The sequence below is a fragment of the Streptomyces sp. NPDC028910 genome, assembly GCF_055564955.1.
Window position 1 is genome coordinate 128,529 of sequence record NZ_JBVHVF010000018.1, and the last position, 17,427, is coordinate 145,955.

At 73.3% G+C, this 17,427-nt stretch carries 17 protein-coding genes; 9 read left to right on the forward strand and 8 right to left on the reverse strand.

The genetic code is table 11. From position 1 onward, the window contains the following. Positions 1-53 precede the first annotated feature (53 nt). Together ACZ4TV_RS22355 and ACZ4TV_RS22360 are read left to right on the forward strand one after the other, a co-directional pair. A complete protein-coding gene (locus ACZ4TV_RS22355) occupies positions 54-698 on the forward strand; it encodes a hypothetical protein (protein WP_468136477.1) in 645 nt (214 codons plus the stop codon). A gap of 124 nt (positions 699-822) precedes the next feature. Further along, complete coding sequence (locus tag ACZ4TV_RS22360; RefSeq protein ID WP_468136478.1) at positions 823-1,212, forward strand: hypothetical protein; 390 nt, start codon at positions 823-825, stop codon at positions 1,210-1,212. A gap of 57 nt (positions 1,213-1,269) precedes the next feature. Here the strand turns inward: ACZ4TV_RS22360 and ACZ4TV_RS22365 are convergent, their stop codons facing one another. The 6 genes from ACZ4TV_RS22365 to ACZ4TV_RS22390 form a co-directional block, all read right to left on the reverse strand. Next, the gene (locus ACZ4TV_RS22365; protein WP_468136479.1) at positions 1,270-1,905 is read right to left on the reverse strand and encodes a VOC family protein; all 636 of its coding nucleotides are present in this window, start codon (positions 1,903-1,905) and stop codon (positions 1,270-1,272) included. Between the two features lie 169 nt (positions 1,906-2,074). Beyond that, positions 2,075-3,085, reverse strand: a complete 1,011-nt coding sequence (locus ACZ4TV_RS22370) for an LLM class F420-dependent oxidoreductase (RefSeq protein ID WP_468136480.1) — start codon at positions 3,083-3,085, stop codon at positions 2,075-2,077. 170 nt (positions 3,086-3,255) lie between these two features. Then, positions 3,256-4,068, reverse strand: coding sequence for a hypothetical protein (locus tag ACZ4TV_RS22375; protein ID WP_468136481.1), 813 nt, complete (start codon positions 4,066-4,068; stop codon positions 3,256-3,258). A gap of 150 nt (positions 4,069-4,218) precedes the next feature. Continuing rightward, a complete protein-coding gene (locus tag ACZ4TV_RS22380) occupies positions 4,219-5,229 on the reverse strand; it encodes an N-acetylmuramoyl-L-alanine amidase (RefSeq protein WP_468136482.1) in 1,011 nt (336 codons plus the stop codon). Between the two features lie 94 nt (positions 5,230-5,323). Then, positions 5,324-5,971, reverse strand: coding sequence for a class I SAM-dependent methyltransferase (locus ACZ4TV_RS22385; protein WP_468136483.1), 648 nt, complete (start codon positions 5,969-5,971; stop codon positions 5,324-5,326). Between the two features lie 94 nt (positions 5,972-6,065). After that, positions 6,066-7,931 (reverse strand): serine/threonine-protein kinase, encoded by a 1,866-nt coding sequence (locus ACZ4TV_RS22390; RefSeq protein ID WP_468136484.1) that lies wholly within the window; start codon positions 7,929-7,931, stop codon positions 6,066-6,068. Positions 7,932-8,088: 157 nt separating this feature from the next. On the opposite strand from ACZ4TV_RS22390, the gene ACZ4TV_RS22395 reads away from it, so the two are divergent. From ACZ4TV_RS22395 to ACZ4TV_RS22415, 5 genes are all read left to right on the forward strand, one after another. Further along, complete coding sequence (locus tag ACZ4TV_RS22395; protein ID WP_468136485.1) at positions 8,089-8,937, forward strand: helix-turn-helix domain-containing protein; 849 nt, start codon at positions 8,089-8,091, stop codon at positions 8,935-8,937. Continuing rightward, entirely contained in the window at positions 8,897-9,163 is a 267-nt protein-coding gene (locus ACZ4TV_RS22400) for a DUF397 domain-containing protein (protein ID WP_468136486.1), read from the forward strand. The genes ACZ4TV_RS22395 and ACZ4TV_RS22400 overlap by 41 nt, the downstream gene beginning before the upstream one ends. 29 nt (positions 9,164-9,192) lie before the next feature. Next, positions 9,193-10,755, forward strand: coding sequence for a serine/threonine-protein kinase (locus ACZ4TV_RS22405; protein WP_468136487.1), 1,563 nt, complete (start codon positions 9,193-9,195; stop codon positions 10,753-10,755). 85 nt (positions 10,756-10,840) lie between these two features. Next, positions 10,841-13,021 carry an acyl-CoA dehydrogenase gene (locus ACZ4TV_RS22410; RefSeq protein WP_468136488.1) on the forward strand — a complete coding sequence of 727 codons (2,181 nt, stop codon included), beginning with the start codon at positions 10,841-10,843 and terminating at the stop codon, positions 13,019-13,021. 11 nt (positions 13,022-13,032) lie between these two features. After that, positions 13,033-14,235 carry a lipid-transfer protein gene (locus ACZ4TV_RS22415; protein WP_468136489.1) on the forward strand — a complete coding sequence of 401 codons (1,203 nt, stop codon included), beginning with the start codon at positions 13,033-13,035 and terminating at the stop codon, positions 14,233-14,235. Positions 14,236-14,400: 165 nt separating this feature from the next. On the opposite strand, the gene ACZ4TV_RS22420 is transcribed toward ACZ4TV_RS22415, so the two are convergent. Continuing rightward, positions 14,401-14,862, reverse strand: a complete 462-nt coding sequence (locus tag ACZ4TV_RS22420) for a hypothetical protein (protein WP_468136490.1) — start codon at positions 14,860-14,862, stop codon at positions 14,401-14,403. Positions 14,863-14,879: 17 nt separating this feature from the next. Beyond that, positions 14,880-15,233 carry a response regulator gene (locus ACZ4TV_RS22425; RefSeq protein WP_468136535.1) on the reverse strand — a complete coding sequence of 118 codons (354 nt, stop codon included), beginning with the start codon at positions 15,231-15,233 and terminating at the stop codon, positions 14,880-14,882. 208 nt (positions 15,234-15,441) lie between these two features. Here ACZ4TV_RS22425 and ACZ4TV_RS22430 point away from each other — a divergent pair, with 208 nt between their 5' ends. Both ACZ4TV_RS22430 and ACZ4TV_RS22435 read left to right on the forward strand, forming a co-directional pair. After that, the gene (locus ACZ4TV_RS22430; protein ID WP_468136491.1) at positions 15,442-16,296 is read left to right on the forward strand and encodes a MaoC/PaaZ C-terminal domain-containing protein; all 855 of its coding nucleotides are present in this window, start codon (positions 15,442-15,444) and stop codon (positions 16,294-16,296) included. Positions 16,297-16,324: 28 nt separating this feature from the next. Further along, a complete protein-coding gene (locus ACZ4TV_RS22435) occupies positions 16,325-17,401 on the forward strand; it encodes a Zn-dependent alcohol dehydrogenase (RefSeq protein WP_468136492.1) in 1,077 nt (358 codons plus the stop codon). Positions 17,402-17,427: the final 26 nt, after the last annotated feature.

Sequence of the window (17,427 nt, forward strand, 5' to 3'; positions counted from 1 at the left end):
CGGGGGGCCGGGGAGAGGCTGCGGAGGACGACGCCTCAGTCCCCGGAGGAACCGTGTCCGTACCCCCGACCGTTCGCTTCCGTCGCGCCCTCGCCGCGGTGGTCCTGTCCACCGCGCTGCTGGCCGGGGCCACCGCGTGCGGTGGCGGCGGTGGTGGCGGCAACGGCCGGGTGGAGGAGGTCTCGGCGGCCTCGGTCGCGGAGCTGGCCGTCCTCGCCGCCGCGGAGCCGGCCGCCGCCGAAGCCGACGAGCTGGCCGCCGTGACGCCCTCGCCGAGCACGTCCGCCGAGAAGCAGAAGTTCGCCAAGACGCGCTTCGTCGCCAACGCGGGGCTCGCGGCCGGGGCGACGTACCAGTGGATCATCAAGCCGTACCGCGAGGGCAAGTTCAAGAAGGGCGCCAAGGGGCGCACCTTCGCGCTCATCAAGGCGGGCCTCGCGGGCGCGTTCGCGTACAACCGGCTCAAGGCGGCGGCCGCGAACGCCAAGGGCGACCCGCTGCTGTCGAAGGCGATGGGCCCGCTGACGGCGGGCATCGAGTCCCTCAAGGGCCTGGCCGGCAAGCTCCGCAAGGGCGAGGCGGGTGACGCCGACATCGACGCCTTCGACAACGTCATCAAGGGCGTCAAGGACGCGGGCAGGAGCGCGGGCGCCGAGGTGGTCGACAAGGTCCCGAGCGCTTCCGAGCTCGCCGGCTAGTGCTGTGACCGGGGGCCCCTCCCAGCGGTAGCTGGGGGTGTCGCGGGCCCGCGAAGATCGCCCGGGCAGGGCCTCGCCGTATCGCTGTCCGGGAGCGGGTCCCCGGCCTGTTTCAATGGGGCGCGTGATCGAATTCGTGGTGGTCGCCCTCGGGGCGGCCGGGGCCGGGTGGCTCCTGCGGCGCAAGCACCGCGCGCGGGTGGCCGCCGGGCCCGTGCCCGGCATCCCGGGCATGGCGCGGCAGCCGGCCGGCGAGGGCCGCTGGCGGCCGGGCCGCGTGTACGTCGACCAGGGCGCGGCCCGCTGGGTCCCGCAGCGGGGCGCGGCCCTGCCGCTGCCCGGCGGCCGCGCCACCGGGCTGCGGGTCCCCTCCGTGCGGGAGGCCGTCTCCATCAACCCCGGCTCGCGGATCGTCACCTGCGTCTACGAGGGCGGCGGGAGCATCGAGATCGCCGTCATGCCACTGGACGTGCGCGAACTGCTGGCGGCCCTGCCGCAGGCCGAGGCCGACTAGGTTCTGTCTCGCCAGGAGACCCCAGCCGGCTGCTCCCGCGGGGTAGTCGGGCCCTGGTCAGATCGTGACCGGGCCATGGGCGGTGGCGAACTCAACCGAGACCAGGCCCGGTTCCTCATCCTCGACCCAGGTGACGTCGATCTGGTCGAGGGGGTGGTCGGCCGGTTCGCCGAGGAATTCGGCGATGGAGGCGGCGTCGCCGGCGATGGAGAGCCCGTGGATGGTGGTGGAGGTGCGCGGGTCGGCGCTCGGGCGCTCCTCGATGGGGACCAACCACTGAAGGAAGTAGGGCAGTTGCGGGTCCTCCAGCAGCTCCAGCAGGCCGATCTGCTTCCACCTCAGGTCGAACCCGTCGGGGCGGACACGGTGGCCCTCGGCCGAGGTGCGGCCGAGGCGGGCCTCGACCGGGGCGATGTCGTCGATGGAGACCACCCAACCGAGCCAGCCGCCGCCCTCGGCTGCGCGGCGCGCGACCGCCTGGCCGAAGGGTGCGAGGTCGGCGGCGGGGTGGTCGAGTGTGGTGACGACCTCGACGTAGGTGCCGCCGCTCAGCGGGAGAATGAAATTGCGGGTGCCGAATCGCGGGTGCACGCCCCCGTCGACGAACCCGGCGCCGAGGGCCGATCCGATCCACTGGACGGTCGAGGCGAAGCTGTCGCGGGCCACCGCATAGGACACGTGATCAAGTCGCACCGCGCCATCATCACCCGACAACCCGTACACATCCCGACGCCACGCCCTGCGCCCCGGAGCCGCGTCCGCCGTGGATTCAGCCGTGGAGCGGATCGATCATCGTCATCCCGGCGGGGGAGGCCCACGACGGAGGAGCTCCTCGGCCACGCTGGCGCGACCTGACCGAGGGTCAGTGGTTCAGGTCCGCCAGGACGCGCAGGGTGTGGGGGTCCGGGGCCGTGAGGAGGAGGTCGGTGACCGGGCCCTTGCGCCACAGGTCCAGGCGCTCGGCGATCCGCTCCCGGGGGCCGATCAGGGAGATCTCGTCGGCGAACGCGTCCGGGACCGCCAGGACCGCCTCCTCCTTGCGCCCGGCGAGGAACAGCTCCTGGATGCGGCGGGCCTCCTCCTCGTAGCCCATCCGGGCCATCAGGTCGGCGTGGAAGTTGCGGGCCGCGTGGCCCATGCCGCCGATGTAGAAGCCGAGCATCGCCTTGACCGGGAGCAGCCCCTCGGCGACGTCGTCGCAGACCTTGGCGCGGGCCATCGGCGCGATCATGAAGCCCTCGGGCACGTCCGTGAGAGCGGCCTGGTAGACGTCGGTGCGGGTCGGCGACCAGTACAGGGGCAGCCAGCCGTCCGCGATCCGCGTCGTCTGGGCGATGTTCTTCGGCCCCTCCGCGCCCAGCAGCACCGGCAGGTCCGCGCGCAGCGGGTGGGTGATGGGCTTGAGGGCCTTGCCGATGCCGGTGCCGTCCTCGCCGCGGTACGGGTGGCTGTGGAAGCGGCCGTCCAGCGCGACCGGGCCCTCGCGGCGCAGCACCTGGCGGATGACGTCGACGTACTCGCGGGTCGCGGTGAGCGGGCTGGCGGGGAAGGGGCGCCCGTACCAGCCCTCGACCACCTGCGGGCCGGACAGGCCCAGTCCGAGCATCATCCGGCCGCCGGAGAGGTGGTCCAGCGTGAGGGCGTGCATGGCGGTGGCGGTGGGGGTGCGGGCCGCCATCTGCGCGATGGCCGTGCCGAGGCGGATCCGCGAGGTGTGCGCGGCGATCCAGGTCAGCGGGGTGAAGGCGTCCGAACCCCAGGCCTCGGCGGTCCACACCGAGTCGTAGCCGAGGTTCTCGGCCTCGGTGGCGAGGTCGAGGTGGGCCGGGTGGGGGCCGCGGCCCCAGTAGCCGAGTGCGAGTCCCAGGCGCATGCGAGTCCCCTCCGGCGAGGTGTCAGTTTCTGACTGGGCGTCAGGTGACTGTATGGCAACGGCCCCTCGCCGGGAAGTGGCGAGGGGCCGTTGCCGTGGGTCGTGTGTGCGGCGCCGTTCCGGGGGCTCCGCCCCCGCGCCCCCGCGCCTCAAGCGCCGGCGGGGCTCGCTTAGCCGCGCTGGATGCCCGAGGTGTCGTTCAGGATGCCGCGCCGGCCGTCCTGGGTCTGGGCGACCAGGGTGGCCGCGCCACGCTGCTCGACGGCCAAGTACCAGGTGCCCGGGGCGAGTTCGGCGATCTGGTGGGGGGAGCCGTCCTCGGCGAAGAGGGGGCGGGCCACCGGGACCGCGAACCAGAAGGGGCTGAAGTCCGCCGCCGGGGTGGGCGCCGGAGCCGGAGCGTGCTGGCCCGCGTCCTGCGGACCCGGCGCCGGGGTGCCGCCGTACGGCGGAACGGGCTGCGGGGTGGAACCGTAGGGCTGCTGACCGCCCGGGTAGCCGTACCCGGCGCCCGGCTGGGGCTGGCCCCCGTACGGCGGGACGGCGGCGGGCTTCGGCTCCGGCACCAACTGGCCCGCGAGCGCGGGGATCTTCGCCCCGGCCACGGCCACACCGGCCAGGGCCAGGGTGGCGAGGAAGGCGAGGATGGCACCGGCGCCCAGGTCGGCGGCGCTCGGGCAGGTGATCAGCGACCACAGCGCGGACCAGGCGGCCGAAACGGCGAGCACGGTGCCCCACGCGGCCAGGGGCAGGCCCAGGACCTTGCGGGTCTCCGGCTGGAAGCGGCCGGCGATCAGCAGACCGGCGGCGATGAAGCCGAGCAGGAAGACGCTGGGGAGCACGAGGCGGTAGAAGTCGGTGTCCCATGCGCTCGGCAGGTCGACACCGGTGGTGGAGTAGAAATCGAGGAACGAGGCGATGAACAGCAGCACCGCTGCTCCGATCACCACGCCGTCGCCTCGAGTGAGGGAGCGGATGTTCACGTCTTAGGTGTCCTTCTCGGTCTCGGTCGTCTCGTGGTGCCACGGTCGCAGATCGTGCCTGCAGCGGGGCGGGCGGCACCATGGTACGGAGGTCTCGCGCGGCCGAGAGGATCGGGGCTGCGAGCAGTCCCGGCGGGACCTGCGGTGGGACTACCCGCCGAGGAAGCCGACGATGCCGTCCGCGATGCCCTGGGCCGCCTTCTGCCGCCACTCCGGACTCGTCAGCTGCGCCGCGTCCTTGGCATCACGCATGTTGCCGCATTCGATGAACACCTTGGGCCGGGTCGACAGGTTCAGTCCTCCGAGGTCGTCGCGGACGACCAAGCCGGTACCGCTGCCCAGGTAGTTGGCGGGGGCCGATCCGGTGGTACGGGCGAAGTTCCCGGCGATCCGCTCGCCGAGCTCGCGGGAGGGTTCGACGATCTTCGCGGTGTCGGCGCCGCCGCCCTTGACCTTGGCCGGGAGGATGACGTGGAAGCCGCGGCTGCCGGCGGAGACGCCGTCGGCGTGGACGGAGACGACGGCGTCGGCGTTCGCCTCGTTGCCGATGCGGGCGCGCTCGGTGATGCAGGGGCCCCACGGGCGGTCGGCCTGGTGGGTGAGCACCACCTTCACGCCCTGGGCCTCCAGGACGGCCCGCAGGCGCTGGGAGACGTCGAGGGTGAACTCCGCCTCCATGTAACCAGAGTTGGTGGTGGTGCCGGTGGTGTCGCACTCCTTGCGGCCCGTACCGATGTCGACCTGTCTGTTGATCTCGTCGGTGTGCTTGAAGTTGCCGGTGTTGTGGCCGGGGTCGATGACCACCGTCCGCCCGGCGAGCGGGCCCTTGGCGGGAGCCGGAGCGGGCGCGGGGGCCGGAGCGGGCGCGGCCGCGGGCGTGCTCGCGTCCGTGCCCGGGCTCCCGCTCGCGGTGGAGCCCGGCTTCGCGTCCCGCTGGCCCGGCGACTGGGCCGAGTGCGAGGCCGGCAGCGGCGCCGTCCGGGGCTGCTGCCCGTCCGGCCCGGCCCCGCTCAGCACCTGCGTCAGCACCCAGCCCGCCAGACAGGCCGGGGCGAGCGCGGCCGCCCCGACCACGAGCATGGAGCGCCGGGTGAACCAGGACGGGTCCGGGCTGACCGAGGAGCCGGACTCGGGGGGCGGAGGACTGTCGTCGTTGCGCACGTCGCGATGCTAGACCGCCGCGCGGTTGTCCGGCCGCGAGTGGGCCATTCGAGGGCGCGGTGTGCTTATCGCCTTTTTGGTTGATGCGGCTTGCCTATATGCCCGACCCGGTACGGCGCAGCACGCGCAGCGAGTCGGTGACGGAGATCTCCTCGAAGGCGCCCGAGGCGAGGGCGCGCAGGTAGATCCGGTACGGGGCCTGGCCGCCGTCGGCCGGATCCGGGAACACGTCGTGGATGACGAGTGTGCCGCCCGGCGCGACGTGCGGGGCCCAGCCCTCGTAGTCGCCGGTGGCGTGCTCGTCGGTGTGGCCGCCGTCGATGAAGACGAGGCCGAGCGGGCCGCCCCAGGCGGCGGCGACCTGCGGGGAGCGGCCGACGATCGCGATCACGTGGTCTTCGAGACCGGCCCGGTGCAGGGTCCGGCGGAAGGTGGGCAGGGTGTCCATCAGGCCGATCTCCGGGTCCACGACGGTCGGGTCGTGGTACTCCCAGCCGGGCTGCTGTTCCTCGCTGCCCCGGTGGTGGTCCACGGTGATCGCGGCTACGCCGGCCTCGCGGGCGGCGTCGGCCAGCAGGATGGTGGAGCGCCCGCAGTACGTCCCGACCTCCAGCAGCGGCAGCCCGAGCGCGGCCGCCTCGGCGGCGGCCTCGTAGAGGGCGAGGCCCTCCCGTACGGGCATGAACCCCTTGGCGGCCTCGAAGGCGGCGAGGGTCTCCGGCTTGGGGGTGGCCGTGGCCATGGGGTCCTCCTGAGCTGCTGCTGGGCGGCCCATGGTGCCCTACCGCCGGGTAGGGCGCCACGGCCGGGGGGGGGTGCGTACGCCCGCCGGCCGCTCAGCGACCGAACAGCCGGGACAGGCCGCCGCCCCCGCCGCCCCCCTCGGCCCGCCGCTGCTCCCGCACCGCCCGCCGGAAGTCCGCCCGGATCTCGGACACCTCCTGGGCCAGCCACCGGCTGCCGGCGAGGAGGGGAAGCCGGTGCAGCAGCAGGTTCATGTGCGCCAGAGCACTCGCGGGATCGCCTGCCTCGCCGATGCTGCGCAGCACGCGGTAGGCCACCTCCGGATCCCCGTACTCCGCGAGTTCGGCGAGGTCCGGGAAGAGCCGCCAGTACAGGGGTGCGGCGGCGGCGAAGTCACCGAGCAGCCAGGCGTCGTGCGCCAGCCGGCGCCGCACGTCCAGCAGGACCGCACTGTCGGCCGTAAGTGCCCACTCCAGGTCGGGCAGCAGCGGCCCCAGCCAGGCGCGCTCGCTCTCCGCCCGCTCACGGGTGCGCGCGTCCCACTGGCCGTCGCGGTCGCGGGCGCCCCGGTGCATGGCCGAGGCCAGGTGGTAGCGGGCGGTCAGCGTGAGGGGGGCGTGCGCGCCGAACACACGCGTCACCTGCTCGATGATCTCGCGCAGCTCCTCCTCGTGCCGGCGGCCGTCGCCGGGCCCGAAGGCCGCGGCCTCACCGACGTACGTGGCGCGTGCGGTGACCGTGTCCGGGTGTTCCAGGCCCAGGACCCGCACCATGCGGGGCAGGATGCGCTCCAGCTCCGTCGCGGACCGCCCGCGCACCAGCAGCGCGCGGTGGTACGCGGCACGCACGGTGAGCGGGTCGTGCGCGCCGAGCTCCTCGGTCAGGTCGGCGGCCAGCATCCCGAGCCGTTCCCCGGCGTCGGCCGGGTCGTCCTCCAGCAGCTGCGTCAGCCTGCGCCCCAGCATCGTGCGGACGGGATCGCCGGCCGCGGTGTGCACGGTGGGGGTGTACGAGGGCGGCGGCGGCCAGGGGGCAGCGCCCGCCGGGGCCGCCGGGGCCGCCGGGGCCGCCGGTGCGGGGTCGGCACTGCCGGAGTCCGCTGCCCCGTCCCGGGCGATCTCCGTCAGGCGGCGGGACACCTCGCCCGCGCTCGCCGGGCGCTCACGCGGGTCCTTGGCGAGCAGGCCGAGCACGAGGGAGTCCAGCGCGGCCGGCAGTCCCGCCCGCAGGGAACTGGGCGCGGGCGGCTGCGTCGTGAGGTGCTGGGCGAGCAGCTCGTGCATCTCCTGGGCGGGGAAGGGGCGGGCGCCGGTGAGCAGCTCCATCAGGACGCAGCCCAGGGCGTACAGGTCGGCCCGGCCGTCGACGGGCGCGCCGTTCGCTCCACCGGTCCACCGCTCGGGCGCCATGTACGGGAACGAGCCGATGATCATGCCGGTGGCCGTCAGCTCCGTACCGGGTCCGCCCGCCCGGGCCTTGGCGATGCCGAAGTCGAGGACCTTCGTCACCCCGCTCCCGGTCACCATCACATTGGCCGGCTTGATGTCCCGGTGGACGATTCCGGCCTCGTGCGCGGCACCGAGCGCGTCCGCGATCCGCGCCGCCCAGTCCAGGGCGTCCGGGAGCGGCGGTACGCCGACCTCCAGGACGGCTGCCAGGCTGCGGCCCTCCAGCAGCTCCATGACGAGGAAGACGGCACTGCGCCCGGCCCGTTCGGTGCGGCCGAAGTCGTGGACGGTGGCGATGTTGGGATGCGCGAGGTTCCCGGCCAGGCTGGCCTCCCGCTCGAAGCGGCGGGTCTCCTCGGGCGTCTGCGGGTATCCGATCTTGACGGCGACCCGGCGGCCCACCCGGCTGTCCTCGGCCCGCCACACCTCACCGAAGCCGCCCCGGCCGAGCAACTCCTCGAGTTGGTAACGGCCCTCGATCAGTTCCCGCACGTTCCTGGCCCCCGTCACCGCATGATCCGCCCGTCCGGCAGAGCATTATCGCCGCCAATCTTTGCCCGGAAGGAGTCAGTTACGTGATTCATGGCATCAGCATGCGGTGGCGTGATTACGCTCGGCTACAGACCGGAACGAACGCCGCACGGCGTGAACTTGGGGGTGACCGCCCATGGTCGAGATCCGCGACCTCGATCCCAGCGCCTCGCCGCTGGACTACTACGGCTACGAACTGCGTCGGCTGAGAGAGGCCGCGGGACTGAAACAGCACCAGTTGGGCGACATCATCTACTGCACGGGCTCGCTGATCGGCCAGGTGGAGAACACGAAGCGGGTGCCGACCCGGGACTTCTCGGAACGGGTGGACGCGGCGCTGGGGACGGACGGCATGTTCTCCCGTCTGGTGGGGCTGGTCCTGCGGAGCGTGTTGCCGACGTGGTTCCAGGCGTACGCGGAGATGGAGGCGAGGGCGGCGTACATCTCCACGTACCAGTCGCAGTTGGTGTACGGACTCCTCCAGACGGAGGAGTATGCGCGTGCGGTACTGGCGACGGGCCTGCCGGACAACCTCGACGAGTTGCTGGCGGCCCGCATGGACCGCCATCGAATCCTGGGCCGCGAACGCCCGCCCATGGTCTGGGTGGTGCTGGACGAGGCCGCACTGTACCGGCCGATCGGCGGCCGAGAGGTCATGCGGAACCAACTCGCTCACTTGTTGAGCTTCCATGCACAGCGGTGGGTGAGAATCCAGGTGCTTCCCTTCGCGGCGGGCGAACACGCCAGCCTGATCGGCTCGTTCAACACCTTGCGATTCGACGACGACCCTGACCTCATCTATACGGAGGACCTGATCTCGGGGCACATGACCGCCAACCCCGAGACGGTCAAGGAAGCTGCACTTCGTTACGCTCATCTGCAAGCCGCTGCCCTCTCTGTGGAGGCGTCGGCGGCATTGATCACCCGCGTAATGGAGGAACGTTATGGGCACCAGCCAGGACCTGACCCACGCGCGGTGGCGTAAGTCGTCGTACAGCGGCAACACCGGCGGTGATTGCATCGAGTGCGCCCCGCTCGGCGGAGCCGCCTGGCGTAAGTCGTCGTACAGCGGGAGCAGCGGCGGCGACTGCGTCGAAGTCGCCGCGCAGCCCTGTCTCGTCGCCGTGCGGGACTCCAAGAATCCCGACGGGCCCGCCTTCGCCGTCAGCCCCACCGCCTTCGCCGCCTTCGTGAGGGCCGTCTCTGTATGATCCGCTCCCTACCGGGAGAGCCGACGCACGTGGGGCCGTTCAAGGTGCTCGGCGTGCTCGGGCAGGGCGGGATGGGGCGGGTGCTGCTCGCCGCCGGGCCGGACGGGCGGCTCGTCGCGGTCAAGCAGGTGCTCGCGCACTACGCCGACGACGAGGGTTTCCGGGCCCGCTTCCGCCGTGAGGTCGCCGCATCCCGCAAGGTGTCCGGGGCCTACACGGCCGCCGTGATGGACGCCGACCCGGATGCGCCGACGCCCTGGCTCGCCTCGGTGTTCGTCGCCGGGCCGTCGCTCGGCGCCGTCGTCAAGGCGGGCGGGGCGCTGCCGGAGGACGTCGTACGGCGCCTCGCGGCGGGACTGGTGTCGGCCCTGGCCGAGATCCACCGGGCGGGGCTGATCCACCGTGACCTCAAGCCCGACAACGTCCTGCTCGCGGAGGACGGCGTACGGGTCATCGACCTGGGCATCGCGCGGGCGACGGAGCCGGGGGGCGAGGGGGACACCGGGCTGACGCGGACCGGCTGGGTCGTCGGCTCGCCCGCGTACATGTCGCCCGAGCAGGCCGAGAGCAAGCAACCGACCCCGGCGAGCGACGTGTTCTCGCTCGGGTCGGTGCTGGCCATGGCGGTGACCGGCCGCAGTCCGTTCGCCGGATCCTCCACGCTCCGCACGCTCTACGACGTGGTGCACGCCGAGCCCGACCTGAGCGCCGTACCGGCGGGGCTGCGCGAGATCGTCGCCGGCTGCCTGGCCAAGGACCCGGCCGACCGGCCGTCCCCGGCGCGGCTGCGCGAGCTGATCGGACCGGTGGCTCCGGCGGGCCGCCAGTGGCCCTCCGCCGTTTACGGGATGATCGCCGCGCAGCGGGCGGACATCGACCGGCTGTTCGACGAGGGTGCGGACCAGCCCCAGCCCCAGCCCCAGCCCCGGCCCCAGCCCCCGGCCGAGCCCGAGGCGCCGCCCGTACCGGAGCCGGAGCAGGAAACGGAGGCGGCGCCGCCTGCCGTCTCCCCGCGGATCCCGGACACCCCCGGGCCCCGCAGCCCCTGGCGCGCCCCGCGCCGGATCGCGGCCATGGTGGTGGCCGGTGTGCTGCTGGTCGCCGGGATCGGGGTCGCGTGGTACGTACGGGACCGGGCCACGGCTCCCGTCGCCTACACGGCCGTCCCGACCTGCCAGGTGGCGAACGGGAAACTGAATCTGGACCTGTGGTCGTCGACGCGCGACACCCGGTCCGAGACCGCCCGGGGCGTACTGGCGGGCTGCAACTGGGACGGGTTGGATCTGGCCAAGTCGCCGGCCGCGCTGGTCCGCTGGGACCTGAGCCTCGGCGAGGACGCGGCCCGCAACGCGGGTACCCAGCGGGAGCGCTTCCGCCTGGAGGCGGCCGGTCAGCGGGGCGCCTTCGGCCTCGGCTTCGGCACCGAGGCCTACTGGGGCGACCCCGGGATCGACTGGAGCTGCGTTCTCGCCGTCCGCGAGGGCAACCTCTCCGTCTGGGTGGGTCTCCAGGCGCGCCCGTACACCACGATGCAGTGCGAGGTGAGGGCGAAGCAGGTCGCCCGGGCCGCGCTGAGGGCCGCGACCCGCTGAGACCGGCCGGCCGTCTCCGAGCGCCGTCGAAGAACACGGTCATCTGACCTTCCGTCAGATTGGAACGTGTTCTAGTCTGCCGCGCATGGGCATCGGAATCACGCGAGAGCAGCGGGAGTTGGCCGAGGCGGTGCGCGGCTGGGTGGCGCGGGCCGTGCCGCCCGAGGACGTGCGCAAGCTGCTCGACACCCCGCCGCAGACCGGGGCGCGGCCCGCCCACTGGGACGCGCTGACCGCACAGGGGCTGCTGGAGCCGCACCTGGACGGGGGGACCCTGCTCGACCTCGCCGTCGTCGTCGAGGAGGCCGCCCGGGCCGCGCTGCCCGGGGCGTACCTGCCGAGCGCGCTGGCCTCCGTACTGCTGGACCGGGCCGGCGCCGAGCCCCTCGCGGGCCGGGTCGGGGCGGTCGCGCTCGGCCCCGGGAGCCTGACCGCCGTCGCCGTCGAGGGCGGCGGGTACCTGCTCGACGGCCTCGCGCCGCCCGTGCTCGGCGCCGGTGAGGCCGACCTCGTGCTGCTCCCCGCCGAGGCCGCGCCCCGGCCGCCGGGGGCGAAGGGCGCTCCGGGCGGCGAGCCGGGGCCGGGGGGCACCCGCTGGTACGCCGTGGACGCCGCCGCGCTGGACATCCGTACGCACGAGAGCGCCGACCCGACCCGCCCCACCGCCGAGGTGAGGGCGCGCGGGGTCGTCACCTCCTGCGACCGGCTGCTGGAGCTGGACGCGGCCCTGGTCCGCGACCTGGCCTGCACGCTCTTCGCCGCCGACGCCTGCGGCACCGCCGCCTGGGCCCTGCACACGGCCGCCGAGCACGCCACGGTGCGCGAGCAGTTCGGCCGGCCCATCGGACGGTTCCAGGGCGTCAAGCACCTGTGCGCCGACATGCTGGTGCGGCTGGAGCAGGCCCGGGCGCTGACCTGGGACGCGGCGCAGGCGATGGACGAGCCGGCGCAGGTGCGCTCGCTGGTCGCCGCCCTGGCGGCCGGGGCCGCGCTCGACGCCGCGTACTCCTGCGCCAAGGACTGCATCCAGATCCTCGGCGGGATCGGCTTCACCTGGGAGCACGACGCCCACATCTACCTGCGGCGGGCGGTCGTCGCCCGCCAGTTGCTGGGGTCCGGCGACGGGCACCGCCTGCGGGCCGTGCGGTGCGCGGCGGGCGGCGCGCGGCGCGAGCTGCGGCTGGAGCTCCCGGCCGAGGCCGAGACGTACCGCGCGAAGGCCCGTACCGCCATCGGGGACGCGCGCGGGCTCGACCCGGCCGCCGCCCGGCGGATCCTGGCCCCCACCGGCTACGCGGCCCCCCACCTCCCGCCGCCCTACGGGCTCGGCGCCGGCCCCGTCGAGCAGCTCGTCGTCCAGCAGGAGCTGCGCGAGGCCGGTGTCAGGATCGCCGACCTCGGGATCGCCACCTGGGTCCTGCCCTCGCTGCTCGCCTACGGGACGCAGGCGCAGCGGGAGGCCTACGTCCTGCCCACGCTGCGCGGGGACCTCACCTGGTGCCAGCTCTTCTCGGAGCCGGACGCGGGCTCCGACCTGGCCTCCCTGCGGACGAGGGCCGAGCGGGCCGAGGACGGCTCCTGGCGGGTCAACGGACAGAAGGTGTGGACGAGTTCCGCGCACAGCGCCGACTTCGGGATCCTGCTCGCCCGCACCGATCCGGACGCGCCCAAGCACAAGGGGCTCGGCTACTTCGTCGTCGACATGAAGAACAGTCCCGGCATCGGCATCCGGCCGCTGAAGGAGATCACCGGCGAGGCCCTCTTCAACGAGGTGTACTTCGACGATGTCCCGCTCCCCGCCGACGCCCTTGTGGGTGCGGCCGACGGCGGGTGGCAGGTCGCCCGCAACACCCTCGGCAACGAGCGCGTCCACATGGCCGACCAGATGACCTTCGACACCGGCCTGGAGGCGCTCCTGGCCCGCTCCGACGAGCTCGACGCGACGTACGAGGCGCGGATCGGCGCACTGGCCGCCGAGGCGCACGCCCTGGCCTGCATCGGGCTGCGCACCACCCTCCAGCAGGTGTCGGGGCTGGAGCCGGGCGCGGGCGCGTCCGTACGCAAACTCGTCCAGACCCCGCACCAGCAGCGGATCGCCGAGCTCGCGGTCGAACTGCTGGGCCCGGCGGGCGCGGTACGGGAGGGGGCGGGGGAGCGGGCGGTGCACGGGATGCTCATGTCCCGCTGCCTGACCATCGCCGGGGGCACCACGCAGGTCCAGCTCAACGTCGTAGCCGAGCGGATCCTCGGCCTTCCCAGGGACTAGGAGTCAGCGCAATGAAGTCGTACGTCGTGGGCGTCGGCATGACGAAGTTCGAGAAGCCGGAGTCGAGGGACTGGCAGTACTGGGACATGGTGAAGGAGGCCGGTTCCGCGGCGCTCGCGGACGCGGGCGTGGACTACGGGCTGGTCGAACAGGTCCCGGTGGGCTACTGCTTCCAGGCTTCCACCGCCGGCCAGCGGGCGGCGTACGAGCTGGGGCTGAGCGGGGTGCCGGTCTACAACGTCAACAACAACTGCGCCACGGGCTCGACGGCGCTGATGATGGCGCGGCAGTTCGTGGAGGGCGGACTGAACGACTGCGTGCTGGCGCTGGGCTTCGAGAAGATGAAGCGCGGTGCGCTGGGTGGCGGGGCGGGCGGGGCGGGCGGGTCGGACGGTGGCGCCTTCGAGACGTCGCCCGTCGCCCGGCACTACGGGATCATGGCCGCCGGGCACGGCTTCGAGATGTCCCCGCCGACCGCGCAGATCTTCGGGAACGCGGCGCGCGAGCACATGGAGCGGTACGGGACCACCGCCGCGCAGCTGGCGGCGGTGGCGGCGAAGAACCACCGGCACTCGGCGAACAACCCGAACGCGCAGTTCCAGGACGTCTACTCGGTGGAGGACATCCTGGCGGCGAAGGAGATCCACGCGCCGCTGACGAAGCTCCAGTGCTCGCCGACCTCGGACGGGGCGGCGGCGGCCCTGGTGGTGTCCGAGCGGTTCGTGGTGCGGCACGGGCTGCACGACAAGGCGGTGGAGATCGTCGCCCAAGCGATGACGACGGACACCGAGGCGAGTTTCGGGGGCTCCTGCATCGATGTGGTCGGCAAGCCGATGACGGCGGCGGCGGCGCGGCAGGTGTACGAGGCGTCGGGGCTCGGCATCGAGGACGTGGACGTGGTGGAACTGCACGACTGCTTCTCGATCAACGAGCTGCTGACGTACGAGGCGCTGGGCATGTGCGGGGACGGCTCCGCCGGGGAGCTGGTGGAGTCGGGGGCGACCACGTACGGCGGGCGGTGGGTGGTCAACCCCTCCGGGGGGCTGATCTCGAAGGGCCATCCGCTGGGGGCGACGGGGCTGGCGCAGGCGGCGGAGTTGGTGTGGCAGTTGCGGGGCGAGGCCGGTCCTCGGCAGGTGGCCGGCGCGGGGGTCGGGCTGGCGCACAACATCGGCCTGGGCGGCGCGGCGGTGCTCACGCTGCTGCGGAAGTAGCGCCCAGGCCCCGCCGCCGGGGCTCCGCCCCGCACCCCGCGCCTCAAACGCCGGCGAGGCTGAATTGGGGCAATTTCAGCCCCGCCGGCGTTTGAGGCGCGGGGGCTCGGGGGCAGCGCCCCCGCAGCGGCGCCGCACCCGCGCCCGCACCCCGCACACCCCGCATCACAGTCTGAAGACGCCGCGCCAGGTCCAGCCCGCCGCGAGGACCGCTTCGCGCAAGGGAGTCTTCACCTGCGTGGAGCTGAAGGAGGACTCCTCCTTCAGGCGGCGGCCGTCGGGGCCGCGCTCGATCGTCCACTGTTTGGAGAGCGAGTTCAGCGGGCCGCGGGAGTACTGGCGGCCCCCGGTCGGCGAGGTTTCCCACTGCTCGTCCAGGGCGCGGACCTCGCGGGCCGCCGGGACCAGGCGCAGGCGGGTCCGGCCGCGCCGGGGGTGCCAGGGGCCCTGCGGGATCCGCCACACCGCCACCAGGTCGGCGCGTTCCCTGGGGGTGGCGTCGCGCACGACGAACGGCACGTCCGGGCCGCTCAGCGCGAGCAGCGCGGCCCGGACCTCCGCGGCGGGCAGTGGTGCGACACCGCTGTCGGGGCGCCGCGTACCGGTCAGCTTGTCGAAGAGGCCCATCGGATCAACGTACCGGTTCACCCCAGGCTCGGGTCGACCACCGTCTCACCCATGGAGGTCCGGCGGATCGCGTCCGCCAGGTCCTCCACCGGGCCGTCCCGCAGCACCAGGCCCGCCGCGCCCGCGGCGAGCGAGGCGTCCAGCAGGCCCGGATGCGCCGAACCCGTGAGGACCAGCACCCGGCACTCCGGGTCCTCCGCCAGCAGGGCCGCCACGGCCGTGACCTCCTCCACCAGTGCCACCACCGGCCGCGCCGTCACGTCCCGTACGACCTCGATGTCCGGCTGGAGGCCGAGCTGGAGCGCCAGGGCCGGGTTCTGCGGATCCAGCAGGACGCGCAGGGCTCGTGCCTGGCGGTGTTCCACGGGCATTTCGTCCACCGGCCAAGCCTATCTGACGTGAAGTCAGGACTCTTCCCAACTGCGGGGGCGTGCGTTATACATTCCCTCACCGGCCGGACCTAGAACGCGTTCTAGAACCAGCCGCCCCGCATACGACCTCGGTGCGGCCGACGGTGCGGACGGCCGCGCCGAGGTCTTCCACGGCCCCGGTTCTTCCACGACAGGGAGCAGCAGCCTCATGCCGATCGATGCCGCCAAGGCCCTCGCCGCCGACCCCCGCCAGGGGGACATCGGCTGGGACCACAAGGACATCCAGCTCTACCACCTCGGCCTCGGCGCGGGCCTGCCGGCCACCGACCCCGACGAGCTGCGCTACACCCTCGAATCCAAGCTCCACGTCCTCCCCAGCTTCGCGACCGTCGCCGGCGCCGGCATGGCCATGCTGGGCGGCCTCTCCGCACCCGGGATCGACGTCAACCTCGCCGCCGTCCTGCACGGCGGCCACTCCATCGAGCTGCACCGGCCCATCCCCGTCAAGGGGCAGGCCACCTCCAGCTCCAAGGTCGCCGCCGTCTACGACAAGGGCAAGGCGGCCGTGATCGTGCTGCGCTCCGAGGTCGCGGACGCGGACGGGCCGCTGTGGACCAGCGACGCGCAGATCTTCGTACGGGGAGAGGGCGGGTTCGGCGGCGAACGCGGCCCCTCCGCCAGGTCGCAGCAGCCCGAGCGCGCGCCCGACCGTACCGAGGAGCGGCACATCCGCGAGGAGCAGGCGCTCCTCTACCGCCTCTCCGGCGACTGGAACCCCCTGCACGCCGACCCCGAGTTCGCCAAGCTGGCCGGCTTCGACAAGCCGATCCTGCACGGTCTGTGCTCGTACGGGATGACCCTCAAGGCCGTCGTCGACACGGCCCTCGGCGGGGACGTCTCGCGGGTCCGCGCCTACCGCACGCGCTTCGCCGGGATCGTCTTCCCGAGCGAGACGCTGCGCATCCGGATGTGGCAGGAGCCCGGCCGCGTCCTGGTGGCGGCGACCGCCGTCGAGAGGGACGACGCGCCGGTCCTCGCCGACACCGTCGTCGAACACGCGTAAGCCAAGACCGGACTGAAGGAGCCGCACCGTGCGCGCAGCACTGCAGAGCGAGATCGGCCAGGACAAGCTCGAGGTCGTCGACGACATGGAGGCCGTGGGCCTCGGTCCCGGCAAGGTGAAGGTCCGGATCAAGGCCACCGGCCTGTGCCACTCGGACCTCTCCGCGATGAGCGGCGTCCTGCCGCAGCCCGCCCCCTTCATCCCGGGCCACGAGGGATCCGGCGTGATCTCCGACGTCGGCGACGGGGTCACCACCCACCAGCAGGGCGACCGGGTCCTCGTCTGCTGGCTGCCGCCGTGCGGCCACTGCCCCTCCTGCAAGCGCGGCCAGGGCCACCTGTGCCTGGCGAGCCTGGTCAACGCGGGCACCCCCAACTTCCGCCGCGCGGGCGGCGACATCTTCGGCTTCGCCGCGACCGGCACCTTCGCCGAGGAACTCGTCGTCGACGCCGCGTGCGCCGTCCCCATCCCCGACGACGTGCCCTTCGACATCGCCGCGCTCATCGGCTGCGGGGTCACCACCGGCCTCGGCGCGGCCATCAACACCGCCGAGGTGAAGGCTGGATCCTCGGTCGCCGTCATCGGCTGCGGCGGCGTCGGCATATCCGTCATCCAGGGCGCCAAGGTCCAGGGCGCCGCCCAGATCATCGCCGTCGACCCGGTGGAGTCGCGGCGCGCGGCCGCCCTGCGGTTCGGGGCCACCGAGGCCGTCGGGCCGGACGCCTTCGACGACGCCAAGAACCGGATCACCGGCGGCGAGGGCTTCGACTACGTCTTCGAGGTCGTCGGCAAGTCCGCCACCGCGCAGACCGCCTACAAGATGACCCGCCGCGGCGGCAGCGTCGTCATCGTCGGCGCCGGCGCGATGGACGACACCTTCCAGATCGACATGTTCTCGCTGTTCTTCGACGAGAAGAAGATCCTGCCGTCGATGTACGGGGGCGGGGACGTGCTCCGCTCCTACGAGCGCACCATCGCGCTGTGGCGGGCCGGCCGGGTGGACCTGGCGAGCCTGATCACCCACCGGGTGCGGCTCGCCGAGATCAACGACGCCCTCGACCAGATGCGTACGGGCGTGGCCCTGCGCACCTGCATCGAACTCTGACGCCCCGACGACCAGCTCTGAGAGGA

Bases quoted from the DNA above. Each gene is read 5' to 3' on its own strand.
- ACZ4TV_RS22370 (WP_468136480.1), bottom strand. From the start codon at position 3,085: ATGCGCCTGGGACTCGCACTCGGCTACTGGGGCCGCGGCCCCCACCCG.
- ACZ4TV_RS22385 (WP_468136483.1), bottom strand. From the start codon at position 5,971: ATGGCCACGGCCACCCCCAAGCCGGAGACCCTCGCCGCCTTCGAGGCC.
- ACZ4TV_RS22395 (WP_468136485.1), top strand. From the start codon at position 8,089: ATGGTCGAGATCCGCGACCTCGATCCCAGCGCCTCGCCGCTGGACTAC.
- ACZ4TV_RS22400 (WP_468136486.1), top strand. From the start codon at position 8,897: ATGGGCACCAGCCAGGACCTGACCCACGCGCGGTGGCGTAAGTCGTCG.
- ACZ4TV_RS22410 (WP_468136488.1), top strand. From the start codon at position 10,841: ATGGGCATCGGAATCACGCGAGAGCAGCGGGAGTTGGCCGAGGCGGTG.
- ACZ4TV_RS22415 (WP_468136489.1), top strand. From the start codon at position 13,033: ATGAAGTCGTACGTCGTGGGCGTCGGCATGACGAAGTTCGAGAAGCCG.
- ACZ4TV_RS22420 (WP_468136490.1), bottom strand. From the start codon at position 14,862: ATGGGCCTCTTCGACAAGCTGACCGGTACGCGGCGCCCCGACAGCGGT.
- ACZ4TV_RS22425 (WP_468136535.1), bottom strand. From the start codon at position 15,233: ATGCCCGTGGAACACCGCCAGGCACGAGCCCTGCGCGTCCTGCTGGAT.
- ACZ4TV_RS22430 (WP_468136491.1), top strand. From the start codon at position 15,442: ATGCCGATCGATGCCGCCAAGGCCCTCGCCGCCGACCCCCGCCAGGGG.